The sequence below is a fragment of the Nonomuraea sp. NPDC050227 genome (genome assembly GCF_044459705.1).
Classification (GTDB): domain Bacteria; phylum Actinomycetota; class Actinomycetes; order Streptosporangiales; family Streptosporangiaceae; genus Nonomuraea.
The window spans coordinates 59,168-73,617 of sequence record NZ_JBITJF010000011.1; the positions used below are offsets into that span (position 1 = coordinate 59,168).

At 72.7% G+C, this 14,450-nt stretch carries 14 protein-coding genes and 1 tRNA gene; 10 read left to right on the top strand and 5 right to left on the bottom strand.

All coding sequences use genetic code 11. The features are described 5' to 3' along the window. The first annotated feature begins 1 nt into the window (after position 1). The 5 genes from mmsB (at position 2) to araA (ending at position 6,099) form a co-directional block, all read left to right on the top strand. Entirely contained in the window at positions 2-1,261 is a 1,260-nt protein-coding gene (mmsB, locus tag ACIBK9_RS35965; protein ID WP_397163142.1) for a multiple monosaccharide ABC transporter permease, read from the top strand. 71 nt (positions 1,262-1,332) lie between these two features. Further along, the gene (locus tag ACIBK9_RS35970; protein ID WP_358285920.1) at positions 1,333-2,316 is read left to right on the top strand and encodes a LacI family DNA-binding transcriptional regulator; all 984 of its coding nucleotides are present in this window, start codon (positions 1,333-1,335) and stop codon (positions 2,314-2,316) included. A 53-nt stretch (positions 2,317-2,369) separates the two neighbouring features. Continuing rightward, a complete protein-coding gene (gene araB / locus ACIBK9_RS35975; protein WP_397163536.1) occupies positions 2,370-3,989 on the top strand; it encodes a ribulokinase in 1,620 nt (539 codons plus the stop codon). Between the two features lie 11 nt (positions 3,990-4,000). Next, positions 4,001-4,648 (top strand): L-ribulose-5-phosphate 4-epimerase, encoded by a 648-nt coding sequence (locus ACIBK9_RS35980; protein ID WP_397163143.1) that lies wholly within the window; start codon positions 4,001-4,003, stop codon positions 4,646-4,648. Then, positions 4,645-6,099 carry an L-arabinose isomerase gene (gene araA / locus ACIBK9_RS35985; RefSeq protein WP_358284047.1) on the top strand — a complete coding sequence of 485 codons (1,455 nt, stop codon included), beginning with the start codon at positions 4,645-4,647 and terminating at the stop codon, positions 6,097-6,099. Before ACIBK9_RS35980 ends, araA begins: the two co-directional genes overlap by 4 nt. Here the strand turns inward: araA and ACIBK9_RS35990 are convergent. Continuing rightward, a complete protein-coding gene (locus ACIBK9_RS35990; protein WP_387663450.1) occupies positions 6,096-6,443 on the bottom strand; it encodes a PLDc N-terminal domain-containing protein in 348 nt (115 codons plus the stop codon). The two genes, araA and ACIBK9_RS35990, sit on opposite strands and share 4 nt — an antisense overlap. A gap of 66 nt (positions 6,444-6,509) precedes the next feature. On the opposite strand from ACIBK9_RS35990, the gene ACIBK9_RS35995 reads away from it, so the two are divergent. From ACIBK9_RS35995 to ACIBK9_RS36005, 3 genes are all read left to right on the top strand, one after another. Beyond that, positions 6,510-7,715 (top strand): FAD-binding protein, encoded by a 1,206-nt coding sequence (locus ACIBK9_RS35995; protein ID WP_397163145.1) that lies wholly within the window; start codon positions 6,510-6,512, stop codon positions 7,713-7,715. 91 nt (positions 7,716-7,806) lie between these two features. Further along, positions 7,807-8,598, top strand: a complete 792-nt coding sequence (locus tag ACIBK9_RS36000; protein WP_397163147.1) for an LLM class flavin-dependent oxidoreductase — start codon at positions 7,807-7,809, stop codon at positions 8,596-8,598. A 37-nt stretch (positions 8,599-8,635) separates the two neighbouring features. Next, on the top strand, positions 8,636-9,040 hold the full coding sequence (locus ACIBK9_RS36005; RefSeq protein ID WP_397163149.1) for a DUF3224 domain-containing protein: 405 nt from the start codon (positions 8,636-8,638) through the stop codon (positions 9,038-9,040). Between the two features lie 29 nt (positions 9,041-9,069). On the opposite strand, the gene ACIBK9_RS36010 is transcribed toward ACIBK9_RS36005, so the two are convergent. Continuing rightward, positions 9,070-9,142, bottom strand: a tRNA-Ala gene (locus tag ACIBK9_RS36010). 94 nt (positions 9,143-9,236) lie between these two features. On the opposite strand from ACIBK9_RS36010, the gene ACIBK9_RS36015 reads away from it, so the two are divergent. Beyond that, complete coding sequence (locus tag ACIBK9_RS36015) at positions 9,237-9,902, top strand: tRNA-dependent cyclodipeptide synthase (RefSeq protein WP_358284056.1); 666 nt, start codon at positions 9,237-9,239, stop codon at positions 9,900-9,902. Between the two features lie 13 nt (positions 9,903-9,915). Here ACIBK9_RS36015 and ACIBK9_RS36020 read toward each other — a convergent pair whose 3' ends face one another. Both ACIBK9_RS36020 and ACIBK9_RS36025 read right to left on the bottom strand, forming a co-directional pair. After that, positions 9,916-11,406: a von Willebrand factor type A domain-containing protein gene (locus ACIBK9_RS36020; RefSeq protein WP_397163151.1), complete on the bottom strand. Its 1,491-nt coding sequence runs from the start codon at positions 11,404-11,406 to the stop codon at positions 9,916-9,918. A gap of 233 nt (positions 11,407-11,639) precedes the next feature. Then, positions 11,640-12,659: a 3-oxoacyl-[acyl-carrier-protein] synthase III C-terminal domain-containing protein gene (locus ACIBK9_RS36025; protein WP_358284061.1), complete on the bottom strand. Its 1,020-nt coding sequence runs from the start codon at positions 12,657-12,659 to the stop codon at positions 11,640-11,642. A gap of 172 nt (positions 12,660-12,831) precedes the next feature. Here ACIBK9_RS36025 and ACIBK9_RS36030 point away from each other — a divergent pair, with 172 nt between their 5' ends. Continuing rightward, positions 12,832-13,779: a helix-turn-helix domain-containing protein gene (locus ACIBK9_RS36030; RefSeq protein WP_358284063.1), complete on the top strand. Its 948-nt coding sequence runs from the start codon at positions 12,832-12,834 to the stop codon at positions 13,777-13,779. Position 13,780: 1 nt separating this feature from the next. On the opposite strand, the gene ACIBK9_RS36035 is transcribed toward ACIBK9_RS36030, so the two are convergent. Continuing rightward, positions 13,781-14,443 (bottom strand): TetR/AcrR family transcriptional regulator, encoded by a 663-nt coding sequence (locus ACIBK9_RS36035; protein ID WP_397163154.1) that lies wholly within the window; start codon positions 14,441-14,443, stop codon positions 13,781-13,783. Between the last annotated feature and the right edge of the window lie 7 nt (positions 14,444-14,450).

Genomic DNA, 14,450 nt, shown 5'->3' on the forward strand with positions numbered 1-14,450 from the left:
GATGAGCAGCATCACGCCCGCCGACGTGCAGGTCGGCGCGGGAGGCGACGGGGGAGCGCCGCGGCGGCCCGGCCGGGTGTCGCTGGGCGGCCTGTCGGTCAACCTGCGTTCGAGCGGCATCTACATCGCCTTCGCGCTGATCATCGTGCTGTTCTCGGTGCTCACCGACGGCGCGTTGCTCCAGCCGCAGAACATCTCCAACATCATCGTCCAGAACTCCTACGTCCTGATCCTGGCGATCGGGATGATCCTGGTCATCATCGCCGGGCACATCGACCTGTCGGTCGGCTCGGTGGTGGCGGTCACCGGGGCGCTGGCCGCCGTGCTCATGGTGAACATGGGCCTGCCGTGGCCGCTGGCCCTGCTGATCACGGTCGCCGCCGGCGCGCTGATCGGGGCCTGGCAGGGGTACTGGATCGCCTACTTCGGCATCCCGGCCTTCATCGTCACGCTGGCGGGCATGCTGCTGTTCCGCGCGCTCACCATGACCGTGCTCGGCAACCAGGGCATCGGCCCGTTCCCCGACCAGGTCCGCACGCTGGCCAACGGCTTCACCGACGGCTACCTCGGCAACGTGGGCCTCGGCCCGCTGGGCGGCGCCGACCTGTTCAGCCTGCTCATCGGCCTGGTCGCGATCGGCGGCATGGTCGCCGCGCAGTGGCGCACCCGCAACGCCCGCAGGGGCTACGGCCAGTCGGTCGAGCCGATGGCCGTCTTCGCGCTGAAGATGGCGGCCGGCGCCGCGCTGATCCTGTTCCTGGTCGTGCAGCTCGCCCGCTTCAAGAACCTGCCGTGGGTGCTGGTGCTGCTGGCCGCGCTGGTGCTGGCGTACTCGCTGATGGCCAACCGCACGGTCTTCGGCCGGCAGATCTACGCCATCGGCGGCAACCTGCAGGCGGCGGTCATGTCCGGCGTCAAGGTCAAGTCGGTGGTCTTCTGGATCTTCGTCAACATGGGCGTGCTGGCCTCCGTCGCCGGCATCATCTTCGCCGGCCGGCTCAACCAGGCGGGCCCGACCGCGGGCAACAGCTTCGAGCTGGACGCCATCGCGGCCGCCTTCATCGGCGGCGCGGCCGTCCAGGGCGGCGTGGGCAAGGTCGTCGGCGCGATCACCGGCGGTCTGATCATGGCTGTCATCAACAACGGCATGTCGCTCATCGGCTCGCCCAGTGAGCGCGTGATGCTCGTCAAGGGCGCCGTGCTGCTGGCCGCCGTCGCGTTCGACGTGTGGACCAAGCGGCGCGCCGGCGCCTCCCGCTGACCACCGCAGGCCCGGCAAGCCCCGCGAAAGGAGAACCCGTGGTACCGAGCCCCAGGCCGCGTCCGCCGGTCATGGCCGACGTGGCCAAGGAGGCCGGCGTGTCGCACCAGACGGTCTCACGGGTGCTCAACGACCACCCGAACGTCCGGGCCGACACCCGTGCCCGGGTGGAGGAGGCGATCGTCCGGCTGGGCTACCGGCGCAACCTGGTCGCCCGCGCGCTGGTCACCAAGCGGTCGCGCACCCTCGGGGTGGTGAGCTTCGACACCACCCTGTACGGCCCGGCCAGCATGGTCTACGGCATCGAGCAGGCGGCCAGGACCGCGGGTTACTTCGTCAGCATCGTGAGCCTGAAGTCGATCGACGCGGCCAGCGTCCGCGACGCGCTCGACTACCTGGCCGAGCAGAGCGTGGACGGGGTGGTGGTGGTCGCGCCGCAGCGCTCGGCCGCCTCCGCCCTGGAGAGCCTGCCGGCCGGGGTGCCCGCGGTCGTGGTCGAGGGCGCGCACGGCGCCGACGTCTCCGCGGTCTGCATCGACCAGGTCGAGGGCGCCAGGCTCGCCACCCAGCACCTGCTCGACCTGGGCCACGAGACGGTCTGGCACGTCGCGGGGCCGTCCGACTGGCTGGAGACCGAGGGGCGCGTCGAGGGCTGGCGGGCCACGCTGGAGGCGGCCGGCCGCCCGGTGCCCGAGCCGCTGCCGGGCGACTGGAGCCCGCGCGCCGGGTACGCGGCCGGCCGGCGCCTGGCCGGGATGGAGGGGGTCACCGCGGTGTTCGCCGCCAACGACCAGATGGCGCTGGGCGTGCTGCGCGCGCTCAGCGAGGCCGGGGTGCCCGTCCCCGGGCGGATCAGCGTCGTGGGCTTCGACGACATCCCCGAGTCCGAGTTCTTCTCCCCGCCGCTCACCACGGTCCGGCAGGACTTCGACGTGGTGGGCCGCCACTGCATCGAGGTGCTGCTGCGGCAGATCGACGCCGGGCCGGCGGCGTACGAGCGCATGGTGGTGCGTCCCAGCTTCGTCGTCAGGTCCAGCACCGCGCCGGCCCGATAGCCGGCAGGCGAACAGACAACTCTCTGGAGTGCAATGTGAACGCTAACAAGTTCGTGGTCGGAGTGGACTTCGGCACGCTGTCGGGGCGCGCGGTCGTCGTCCGCGTGTCCGACGGCGCCGAGCTGGGCAGCGCCGTCCACGAGTACGCCGAGCGCGTCATCGAGCACACGCTCCCCGGCACCGGCGTGCGGCTCGGCCCCGACTGGGCGCTGCAGTCGCCGCGCGACTGGCTGGACGTGCTGCGCGTGGCCGTGCCCGGGGCCCTGGCCGCCGCCGGGGTCGCCGCCGAGGACGTGATCGGCATCGGCACCGACTTCACCGCCTGCACCGTCCTGCCGACCACGGCCGACGGCACGCCCCTGTGCTTCGAGACGCCCGAGCAGCCGCACGCCTGGCCGAAGCTGTGGAAGCACCACGCCGCCCAGCCGCACGCCGACCGCATCAACGAGCTGGCCGCGCGGCGGGGCGAGAGCTGGCTGCCGCGCTACGGCGGCAAGATCTCCTCGGAGTGGGAGTTCGCCAAGGCCCTGCAGGTCCTGGAGGAGGCCCCCGAGGTGTACGCCAGGGCCGAGCGCTGGATCGAGGCGGCCGACTGGATCGTCTGGCAGCTGTCCGGCGTCGAGAGCCGCAACATCTGCACCGCCGGCTACAAGGGCGTCTTCCAGGACGGGAGCTACCCCTCCGAGGACTTCCTCGCCGCGCTCGACCCCGGCTTCTCCGGCTTCGCCGGCAAACTGGCCACCGGCGTGGTCGGCGACGACGTCGACGGCGTCACCCTGGCCCCCCTCGGCGGCCTGGCCGGCGTCCTGACGGCGCGGGCGGCCGGATGGACCGGCCTGCCCGAGGGCGTCGCCGTGGCCGTCGGCAACGTGGACGCCCACGTCACCGCCGCCGCCGCGGACGCCGTGCGACCCGGCCAGATGGTGGCCATCATGGGCACCTCCACCTGCCACATCATGCCCAGCGACCGGCTGGCCGAGGTGCCCGGGATGTGCGGTGTCGTCCGGGACGGCATCGTGCCCGGCCTGTGGGGCTACGAGGCCGGCCAGTCCGCCGTCGGCGACATCTTCGCCTGGTACGTCGACGCCTTCGGCACCGACGGCCACGAGCGCCTGACCGAGCTGGCCGAACGCCAGGCCGTCGGCGCGCACGGGCTGGTCGCGCTCGACTGGTTCGGCGGCAACCGCTCGGTGCTCGTGGACCACGACCTGTCCGGCGTGATCGTCGGCCAGACCCTCGCGACCAGGCCCGAGGACGTCTACCGCGCGCTCATCGAGTCCACCGCGTACGGCGCCCGCATGATCGTCGAGACGTTCGAGAAGTCCGGCGTGCCGGTCGAGGAGTTCGTGGTCGCCGGCGGGCTGCTGAAGAACCGCTTCCTCATGCAGGTCTACGCCGACGTGCTGCGCCGCCCGCTGTCGGTCATCGGCTCCGACCAGGGCCCCGCGCTCGGCTCGGCCGTGCACGCGGCCGTCGCCGCCGGGGCCTACCCGGGCATCGAGGAGGCCGCCGCGGCGATGGGCAAGCGCACGCGGGCGGCGTACGTGCCGGACGAGGCCCGCGCCGACGCCTACGACCGCCTGTACGCCCAGTACCGCGAGCTGCACGACCACTTCGGGGACGGGCGCATGCTGCACACCCTCCGCGCGATCAGGAACGAGGCCGCCAAGTGAACCACGAGGCAATGAGAGCGACCGTCGCCGGGCTGCACGCTGAAGTGGTGCACTACGGGCTGGTCGTGTGGACCGCGGGCAACGTCTCGGGCCGCGTCCCGGGCGAGGAGCTGTTCGTCATCAAGCCGTCCGGGGTCTCCTACGACGAGCTGACCCCGGAGAACATGGTCGTCTGCGACCTCGACGGCAACCTCGTCGAGGGGGCCCACGCGCCCTCCAGCGACACCGCCGCGCACGCCTACGTCTACCGCGAGATGCCCGAGGTGGGCGGCGTCGTGCACACCCACTCGACCTACGCCTCGGCGTGGGCGGCCCGCGGCGAGCCCATCCCGTGCGTGCTGACGGCGATGGCCGACGAGTTCGGCGGCGAGATCCCGGTCGGCCCGTTCGCGCTGATCGGGGACGACTCCATCGGCCAGGGCGTCGTGGAGACGCTCAAGGGGCACCGCTCGCCGGCCGTCCTCATGCAGAACCACGGCGTCTTCACCATCGGCAAGGACCCCAAGGCCGCCGTCAAGGCCGCCGTGATGTGCGAGGACGTGGCCCGCACCGTCCACGTGTCCAGGCAGCTCGGCACGCCGCTGCCCATCGGCCCGGCCCACATCGACCGCCTGTACGACCGCTATCAGAACGTCTACGGACAGAGGAGCCCGCGTTGAACATCTGGTTTCTGACCGGCAGCCAGGGACTGTACGGCGAGGACACGCTGAGCCAGGTGGCCGAGCAGTCGCGGCGCATCGCCGAGCAGCTTCCCGTGCCCGTGCAGTGGCGGCCCGTGCTGACCGACGCCGCCGCGATCAGGCGCGTCATGCTGGAGGCCAACGCGGACGACGAGTGCGCCGGCGTCATCGCCTGGATGCACACCTTCTCCCCGGCCAAGATGTGGATCGCCGGCCTCGACGCGCTGCGCAAGCCGCTGCTGCACCTGCACACGCAGGCCGACGTCGAGCTGCCGTGGAGCTCCATCGACATGGACTTCATGAACCTCAACCAGGCCGCGCACGGCGACCGCGAGTTCGGGTTCGTGCAGACCCGGCTCGGCGTGCCGCGCAAGACCGTCGCCGGGCACGTCAGCGACCCGGCCGTCGGCGCGCGCGTCGAGGCGTGGGCGCGCGCGGCCAGGGGCGTGGCCGAGGTGCGGGCGCTGCGGCTGGCCCGCTTCGGCGACAACATGCGCGACGTGGCCGTGACCGAGGGCGACAAGGTCGAGGCGCAGCTGCGCTTCGGCGTCTCGGTCAACACCTACGGCGTCAACGAGCTGGTCGAGGCCGTGGACGCGGCCTCCGACGCCGACGTGTCGGCACTGGTCAAGGAGTACGCCGAGCTGTACCGGGTGGCCCCCGAGCTGCTCGGCGAGCGCCACGAGTCGCTGCGGTACGCCGCCAGGATCGAGCTCGGCCTGCGCGGCTTCCTGGAGCGCGGCGGCTTCCGCGCCTTCACCACGAACTTCGAGGACCTCGGCGGCCTGCGCCAGCTCCCCGGCCTGGCCGTGCAGCGCCTGATGGCCGACGGTTACGGCTTCGGCGGCGAGGGCGACTGGAAGACCTCGGTCCTGCTGCGCACCCTCAAGGCCATGAAGCCGGGCGGCACGTCGTTCATGGAGGACTACACCTACGACCTGACGCCCGGCAACGAGCTCATCCTCGGCGCGCACATGCTGGAGGTCTGCCCGTCCATCGCCGCCGGGACGCCGTCGTGCGAGATCCACCCGCTGAGCATCGGCGGGCGGGAGGACCCGGTGCGGCTGGTGTTCGACGCCGCGCCCGGCCCCGGCATCGTCGTCGGCCTGGCCGACATGGGCGACAGGTTCCGCCTGGTGGCCAACGAGATCGACGTCGTCGCGCCGCCGCAGCCGCTGCCGAAGCTGCCCGTGGCCCGCGCCGTCTGGTCGCCGCGGCCGAACCTGCGCACCTCGACCGAGTCCTGGCTGACCGCCGGGGCGCCGCACCACACCGTGCTGTCCACGGCCGTCGGGCGCGAGGAGCTGACCGACCTGGCCGACATGCTCGGCGTGGAGCTGCTGGTGATCGACAAGGACACCACGACGGCGCAGTTCACCAAGGAACTGCGCTGGAACCAGGCGTACTACCGGCTCGCCCAGGGCTTCTAGTCCTCCGGCGGCTTCTTCGGGGCGTTCCTGCGCTGCTCCTCGGCACGTTCGCGGCAGCGGCGCAGGAACTCGGCGTCGTCGTCGGGGTCGGTGGCGGCGAACCGCCCCGGGCGGTCGTACTCGGGGAACGCGCTCGGGCGCGAGGCCGCCTGCGGGGCGCGTTCCGGACGGCCCGCCACGAGCCAGATGACCGAGCCGACCAGCGGGAACAGCAGGACCACCAGCACCCATACGATCTTGGGCAGGTTCCTGCAGACCGCGTCCGGCGTGGTGATCACGTCGAAGAGGCAGTAGAGCCACAACACGAGGGTGGCCAGGCCCATGGCCTCGGACAGATACAGCACGGGGCCGAACGTAGTGACGGGCGGGGGAGTCGGCAAGGGAAACCGGATGAATAGGGTGAAGCCGTGATGTTGACCAACTGGGCGGGCAACACCGCCTTCCGGGCGCGGGCCGTCCACCATCCCGCCTCGCTCGACGAGCTGCGCGGCCTGGTGGCCGGGAGCGACCGGGTGCGGGCCCTGGGCAGCGGTCATTCCTTCAACGACGTCGCCGACACCACCGGTGACCTCGTGGTGCTCGACCGCATGCCCGCGACGATCGAGATCGACAGCGCGGCGCGCACGGTCCGGGTCGCGGCCGGCACCACGTACGCGCGGCTGGCCGAGGCGGTGCACGCGGCCGGGTTCGCGCTGGAGAACCTGGCCTCGCTGCCGCACATCTCGGTCGCCGGCTCGGTCGCGACCGGCACGCACGGCTCCGGCGACGCCAACCGCTGCCTGGCCGCCGCCGTGTCCGGGCTGGAGCTGGTCACCGCCGACGGCTCGCTGCTGTCCTTGTCGCGCGGAGACGACGACTTCGCCGGCGCGGTCGTCTCGCTGGGCGCCCTCGGCGTCGTCCACACGCTGACGCTCGACCTCGTACCGGCCTTCGAGCTGCGCCAGTACGTCCGCGAGGGCCTGACGCCCGACGCGCTCGACGGATTCGACGACATCATGGCGAACGGCTACAGCGTCAGCCTGTTCACCGACTGGCGCGACACCCGGATCTGGCTCAAGCGCCGCGAGCAGTTCACCGCCGGCTCCTGGCACGGCACCCGCCCCGCCCCCGAACCCCGCCACCCGCTGCCCGGGATGCCCGCCGACGCCTGCACCACGCAGCTAGGCGTGCCGGGTCCCTGGCATGAGCGGCTGCCGCACTTCCGGCCCGACGCCCCGCCGAGCGGCGCCGGCGACGAGCTCCAGTCGGAGTTCCTGCTGCCCCGCGCGCACGCGGTCGCCGCGCTGCGCGAGCTGTACGCCGTCGGCGACCGCGTCCGCCCGGCCCTGCAGATCTCGGAGGTGCGTACGATCGCCGCCGACGACCTGTGGCTCAGCCCCTTCCGCGACCGTGACAGCGTCGGCGTGCACTTCACCTGGATCAGGGACGTCGCCACCGTGCTCCCGGCGATCGATCTGGTCGAGCGGACCCTCGCCCCCTTCGACCCGCGGCCCCACTGGGGCAAGCTGTTCACCCGCCGCCCCGGCTGCCCCGCCGGCTTCCGCGAGCTGGCCGGGCGGCTGGACCCGGCGGGCAAGTTCGCCAACGACTTCGTCCGGCTACTGCCGGGGGAGTAGCGGGCCGCGCCGGGCATGCGCCCGCCGTCGTAGCGGGCCACCGGTCCGGCGGACGATGTGCCGGCCGGGCGGTCGCGGCATCGTGGAGCGCATGACCGATCACCCGTTCAGATTCGGGGCCGTCGCCGGTTACGCCCCCACCGCGCAGGCCTGGACCGGGCTGGCCCGCAGGGTCGAGAGCCTGGGCTTCGCCACCCTGCTCGTCCCCGACACGCTCGGGACGCTGTCGCCGTTCGCCGCCGCGGCCGCGGCCGCCGCCGTCACCACGACGTTGCGCGTCGGCACGTACGTGATCAGCGCCCCGTACCGCACGCCCGAGACCGTCGCCTGGGAGACCGCCACCCTGCACACCCTCACCGGCGGACGCTTCGAGCTGGGGCTGGGCGCCGGGCGTCCGGGCGCCGAGCAGGACGCGGCGGCGCTCGGCGTGCCGTTCGGCACCCCGGCCGAGCGCGTGGCACGCCTGGCCGCCACGATCGACGCGGTCAAGGACGTGCCGATCCTGGTCGCCGCGACGGGCGCGCGCGTGCTGGGGCTGGCCGCGCGCAAGGCCGACACGGTGGCGCTCGGCGTGCCGCCGCAGCACACCGAGGACCAGGTCGCCGCCAAGCTCGACGAGCTGTACGAGCTGGCCGGCGACCGCTTCCACGACCTGGAGCTCGGCATGAACCTGGTGGCCGCCGGCGGCGAGCCGCCCGCCTGGCTGGCCGGCCGCTTCGGCCCGCTCGGCCCCGAGGCCACCGGCCTGCTCACCGGCACCCCCGACGAGATGGCCGACGTCCTGCGGCGGCGCAGGGACCGGCTCGGGATCTCGTACGTGACGGTGAACGCCCAGTTCATCGACGCCTTCGCGCCCGTCGTGGAACGTCTGGCCGGTACCTGACGGAAGCTGACAGGTAAGACCGGCATGATGTTTTCCCATGACCGCAAAGGGAACCTTCGACACCGCCGGCTGGGACGCCAAGCCGCCCTTCGACGACCGCGACGGCGTCGCGCTCGGCCTCGTCAGCATGACCAAGACCTTCCACGGCGACCTGACCGGGACGAGCGTCGTCCACCTGATGGTGGCCTCGACCCCGGTGGAGGACTCGCGCGCCTACGTGGCGCTGGAACGCATCGAGGGCACCCTGGAGGGCCGGAAGGGCGGCTTCGTCGTGGCGCACCAGGCGCTGAGCGACCGCGGAGGGCAGTCGCTCACCATCACGATCGTGCCCGACTCGGGTGTCGGCGAGCTGACCGGCATCACGGGACGGATGAACATCATCATCGCCCCGGACGGCTCGCACTCCTACACCCTGGACTACGAGCTGCGGGAGAGGGAGTGACTCGGGCGAACGCCCGGGTGGATGAGGGGTGGAGCTATGGGGATTCGAACCCCAGACCTCCTCCATGCCATGGAGGCGCGCTACCAACTGCGCCATAGCCCCTTGCTGCGGTCACAAGTGTATCGGACTCCGGGACCCGCCACACACATGCGCGTACCGGGCATACGCTGAGTCAAATCTTGCTACTCTCCGTGCCATGTCCAGCGTGCAGGCCGTCCCGTTGACCCCGCGGTGCGCGAAGATCCTCGCCGCTCGTGAGCATGCCGTCGTCGAGGTCAGCGCGTTCAACGGGTTCTTCACCCTGCGGGCCATCCGCAGCCTGCTGGAGTGGGCGACCCGCACGTTCACCGGCGTGCACGTGCTCGTGCCGGGCGTCGAGCTGGCCGGCACGCTGGTCGCGCGCGGGCTCCCGTCCGGGGCGGCGCTGATCAAGGCGCGGTCGGCGGCCAACAACACGCGCAACCGGGTGATCCGGGTGCTCGAAGGCATGGGCGCGGCCAACGCCACCGTCTTCGACTGGAACGAGCTGGCCGGCAACCGCGCCTACCGGCGCTCCCGCCGGGAGCTGGAGCGGCTGGCCGCCAAGGACGCCGCGTTCCGCGCCCGGTGCGTGGCGGCGGTGCTGCCGAGCGTCGGCGGCCAGGAGCTCACCCCCGAGCAGGCCGCGAACGCGCTGCCGTTCCTGCTGGCCGGGCTGCCGCTGGTGCTGAACAGCCCGGCGATCCTGCGCACGGGCTCGTCGGTGTTCTGCCACCCCGAACCCATGCCGCTGGTGGGGGAGCTCTACGCGGGCACACTGCCCGTCTCGCGCTCGCCCCACCAGGGCTTCGTCGCCTCCCGGCCGGCCCCCGACCCCGCCTGACCCCGGCGGGCGGTCAGCCGACCGAGCGGGCCTTGTCGATCAGAGTGACCAGCTCGGCGACCATCGGGTCCTCCGAGCTTCCCGACAGGCGCTCGGCGTGCTCGCGCAGCGCCGGCAGGTCCAGGCCGAACGCCTTCCTGTCGCGCAGGTAGACCGCGAAGGCCGCGACCACCACGTCCACCTGCAGCCGGATCGGCGTGCCGGTCCAGATCGAGGGCTTCAGCTCGTCGGCCCGCAGCGACTTGCCGGCCTCGGAGGCCGCGCGGGTGTCGGGGTCCTGCCAGCGCACGGTCGCCTGGGCGAGCTGGCCCCGCGCGCCCGGCTTGAGGTGCAGGGCGTACAGGGCCGTGACCGAGTGGCCGGGGCCGATCTCGCCGCCGTCGCGGCTGTCGTCACGGAACTCCTCGGCCGACATCGCGCGGTTCTCGTAGCCGATGAGCTGGTAGCTCTCCACGACCGAGGGGTTGAAGACGACCTGCGCCTTGGCGTCGCGGGCCCGTACCTCGATGGTGGCCGGGAGCTGGGTGGTGAAGACCTTCTCGGCCTCCTGCTCGGAGTCCACGTAGACGGCCATGCCGTCGCCGTTGTCGGCCAGCTGCTCCATCAGCTCGTCGCCGTAGTCGCGGCCGACGCCGACGGTGAGCAGCGTGACCTGCTTGCCCGCGTACTCCTTGACCTGCTCCACGATGGACCGCCACTCGGTGTCGCCCTGGTTGGCCAGGCCGTCGGAGAGCAGGACGACCCGGTTCGTGGCGGCGGCCCGGAACGCCTGCGACGCCTCCCGGTACCCGGTCAGGACGCCGCTCTGCAGGTTCGTGCCGCCGGCGGTGTCCAGCTCGTCCACCGCGGCGTGGAGCTGGCTCCTGGCGGTGAGCGGCGTCATGGAGGCCAGCACCTCCGCCTCGTCGCTGAACGCCACGAGCGACACCTGGTCGCCGGGCGCGAGCTGGTCGAGCAGCTTGTGCAGGGCCGACTTGACCAGGTCGAGGCGGCCGGTCTCGGCCATCGAGCCGGAGACGTCGACCACGAACGTGAGGTTGGCCGGGCGGCGCGCGGCCGAGTCGGAGGCGCGGGTCTGCAGGCCCACGCGGAGCACGGCCTCGTCGCGGCCGGGCAGCCGGGCGCCGTCCACGTGCACGGCGAAGCCGTCGTCGGAGGGCTGCGCGTAGTCCTGCCCGAAGGCGTTGACCCACTCCTCGGGGCGGATCTCGCCGGGCGCGGGCCAGCGCCCTTCCTGGAGCGTACGGCGGGCGTAGCCGTACGAGGCGGTGTCCACGTCCAGGGCGAAGGTGGAGATCTGCGCCTTGGTCGTGTCCTGCTCGGATTCCTGGGTGCCGGCCGGGGACGCGCTCGGCGCGGGTTGACGCTGCGTGTCGGACAGGGGGGCCCGCGCGGCGCTGCCGGTGGACGATCCGCCGGAGCCGCCGCACGCGGCGAGTCCGAGAAGCGCGGCGAGCCCGACGCTGATGGCCAGGGGACGAATGGCTAAGGGGCGACATCTCATCACAACCACCTCCGCGTCCTATGACGGAGATCCGTGTGGCAGCGGCCGGGCCGGAGACGCAAGCGAGCGCAAACCGCGATCGTCACGTGATCAGTTGTGACACATCAGGATTGATGAGATGGGCGGGGATGAGCGGCGCGGACGGTCGCGCGGGCCCGGAGGAGGCCGCCGTCGCCCCGCCGTTACCGGCCGTCGCCCGGTCGTCATCGACCTTCGCCCGTCGGCCGGTCGCGTCACCAGTGCAGCAGGAGCAGTTCGGCGGAGAAGCCGGGCCCCAGGGCCATCAGGACGGCGGGGCGCCCGGGGTGCCCGCGGGTCTCCTGGAGCACGTGGAGCACCGAGACCGACGACAGGTTCCCGTACGTCCGCAGCGACCGCCAGGTCACGTCCAGGGCCCTGGGATCGAGATCGAGGCTCTGCACGATCTTGTCGATGACCTTGGGGCCGCCGGGGTGGCAGATCCACGTCGGCACCTGGTCGGGGGTCAGGCCGTAGTCGGCCAGGAAGGCCCTGATGTCGTCGGCCAGCACCTGGTCCACGAAGTGGGTGAGGTCGGCGTCGAGCACGATGTGGAAGCCGTGGTCGCCCACCTCCCATCCCATCAGGTGCTCGGTGTCGGGGTAGAGCCTGCTGCGGGTGGCGACGACCTCGGGGCCCCGGCCGCGCCCGGTGGCCACGACGGCCGCCGCGCCGTCCCCGAACAGGCCGCTGGCGATCATGTTGGCGATCGAGGAGTCGTCGCGCTGGATGGTCAGCGAGCACAGCTCCACGCAGACCAGCACGGCGGCGTGGTCCGGCCAGCCGCGCAGATAGTCGTGCAGGCGCGACAGGCCCGAGGCCCCGGCGGCGCAGCCGAGGCCGAACACGGGCACCCGCTTGACGTCGCCGCGCAGCCCGAGGCGCTGGGCGAGCCTGGCGTCCAGCGAGGGCGTGGCCAGGCCGGTGGTCGAGCAGAACAGCAGGTGGTCGATCTTCCCCGGCGGCACGTCGGCCTTTTCGAGGGCGCCTCGGACGGCCTGTTCGCCCAGGTCGAGGGCGATCTCGACGTACATGGCGTTGGCGCGGGCGAAGGAGTCGAGCTTGGTGTAGCCGTCCAGCGGGAGTGCGAGGTTGCGGCCCACGACGCCGGTGGCCGCGTGGAAGCGCCGCAGCAACTCCTCGTCGCAGTCCGTCAGACGGGAGAACGCTTCGGTGATCTCCGCCTGCTCGTAGCGGTGATCGGGGAAAACGGTCTCTACCCCCGAAATATGCATATATCACTCCTGCCGCAGGGAGCGGAGCGCTAACCTGCTCGCGCCGGATATGGGCGGTTAATATGCGGATGTGCCGCTTCCGTCCTCCGGCCGACCGCCCTCGACCCCCGCCGCCCCGCTTCGGGCCTCCGCCCGGCCGCCGGTTCCGGTTCCGCTGCCGGTTCCCGCCCTGTTGCCCACGGTCGCCGTGCTGGCCTTCGACGGGATGGCGCCGTTCGAGCTGGGGTGCGTCGTGGAGTTCTTCGGGCTGCCCCGGCCCGAGCTGGACGTCCCCTGGTACGACCTCAAGGTGTGCGCCGAGACCGCCGAGCCGCTGCGCGTGGTCGGCGGGTTCACCATGCAGGCCGCGCACGGGCTCGACGTGCTGGCCGGGGCCGGGACGGTGATCGTGCCCGGCGTGGCCGACGTCCGGGGCGAGGTCTCGGGCGAGCTGGTCGAGGCGCTGCGCCTGGCCCACGGCCGGGGCGCCCGGATGGTGTCGATCTGCTCCGGCGCGTTCGCGCTGGCCGCCGCCGGCCTCCTGGACGGCCGCGAGGCCACCACCCACTGGAGGTACGCCGACCTGCTCCAGCGGCGCTTCCCCGCCGTCCGCGTCAACCCCTCGGTCCTGTACGTGGACGGCGGCGACGTGCTGACCAGCGCGGGCAGCGCCGCCGGCCTCGACCTGCTCGTCCACCTGGTGCGCAACGACCACGGGCCGAACGTGGCCAACGCGGTCGCCCGCCGCCTGGTCGTCCCGCCGCACCGGGAGGGCGGTCAGGCCCAGTTCATCGAGGCCGCCGTCACGCCCGTGGCCGACGACGGCGGCGTGGCCAGGGCGATGGGGTGGGCGCTCGACCACCTGGCCGAGCCGATCGGCGTGGCGGACCTGGCCGCGGTGGCGCACATGTCGCAACGCTCGTTCATCAGGCACTTCAAGCGGCAGACCGGGACCAGCCCGCTGCGGTGGGTGATCTCGCAGCGGGTGGCGGCGAGCCTGCCGATGCTGGAGACGACGGCGGTGCCGGTGGAGGAGATCGGGGCGGCGGTCGGGTTCGAGAGCCCGGCGACGTTCCGCCACCACTTCACCCGCGCGATGCGCACCTCACCCTCCGCCTACCGCCGCGCCTTCGGCCCCTGACTCACCCCGTCGCCGTCTGGCCGGGGCGGGGGAGCAGGCCGTCCACCAGGGCGCGCAACCCCAGCTCGTAGGTGTCCTCGGCGGTGAGCTCGGCCCAGCGGCCGCCCAGTTCGGCCAGGCGGGGCAGGGCGGCCGGGTCGAGGCCGGCGAAGACCTGGTCGCGGTAGGTCGGCCCGCCCTCCTCGCGCCTGCGCCCGGCCGCCGCGCGGACGGCGATCTCGCCCGCCGTGTAGTGCCAGATGATCCGGTAGAGGTGCACGGCGCGCTCGGCCGTCAGGCCCGCGCCGAGGGCCGCGTCGATGATCTTCTCCGGGTACCACAGCGCGCCGACCGCGAGCAGGTCGTCGGCGCGCAGCACGTCCACCGCCCAGGGGCAGCCGGCCACCGCGTCGCGCATGGCCAGGGCCACCACGACCACCCGGTCGCGCGGGTCGGCGGGCAGGTCGGGGCGCGGCAGCCCGGCCGCGTACTCGTCGAGCAGGAGCAGCAGCAGCTCCTCCTTGTCGCGGACGTGGTGGTAGAGCGCCATCGGCGTGCTGCCGACCTCCTTGGCCAGCCTGCGCATGGTCAGCCCGCCGACGCCGTCGGCCTCGATGACCCGGTGCGCCGCTGCCACGATGTCCGCCCGCGAGATCCGGGGCGGCCTTCCAGTGCGTGCGGGCATGTCGTCA

What these genes read in the sequence shown, in the direction of transcription:
- ACIBK9_RS35970 (WP_358285920.1), top strand. Translation starts at nt 1,333, where the DNA reads ATGGCCGACGTGGCCAAGGAGGCCGGCGTGTCGCACCAGACGGTCTCA.
- ACIBK9_RS36005 (WP_397163149.1), top strand. Translation starts at nt 8,636, where the DNA reads ATGACCGCAAAGGGAACCTTCGACACCGCCGGCTGGGACGCCAAGCCG.
- ACIBK9_RS36000 (WP_397163147.1), top strand. Translation starts at nt 7,807, where the DNA reads ATGACCGATCACCCGTTCAGATTCGGGGCCGTCGCCGGTTACGCCCCC.
- ACIBK9_RS36020 (WP_397163151.1), bottom strand. Translation starts at nt 11,406, where the DNA reads ATGAGATGTCGCCCCTTAGCCATTCGTCCCCTGGCCATCAGCGTCGGG.
- mmsB (WP_397163142.1), top strand. Translation starts at nt 2, where the DNA reads ATGAGCAGCATCACGCCCGCCGACGTGCAGGTCGGCGCGGGAGGCGAC.
- ACIBK9_RS36015 (WP_358284056.1), top strand. Translation starts at nt 9,237, where the DNA reads ATGTCCAGCGTGCAGGCCGTCCCGTTGACCCCGCGGTGCGCGAAGATC.
- ACIBK9_RS35995 (WP_397163145.1), top strand. Translation starts at nt 6,510, where the DNA reads ATGTTGACCAACTGGGCGGGCAACACCGCCTTCCGGGCGCGGGCCGTC.
- ACIBK9_RS36025 (WP_358284061.1), bottom strand. Translation starts at nt 12,659, where the DNA reads ATGCATATTTCGGGGGTAGAGACCGTTTTCCCCGATCACCGCTACGAG.
- ACIBK9_RS35980 (WP_397163143.1), top strand. Translation starts at nt 4,001, where the DNA reads ATGAGAGCGACCGTCGCCGGGCTGCACGCTGAAGTGGTGCACTACGGG.
- ACIBK9_RS36035 (WP_397163154.1), bottom strand. Translation starts at nt 14,443, where the DNA reads ATGCCCGCACGCACTGGAAGGCCGCCCCGGATCTCGCGGGCGGACATC.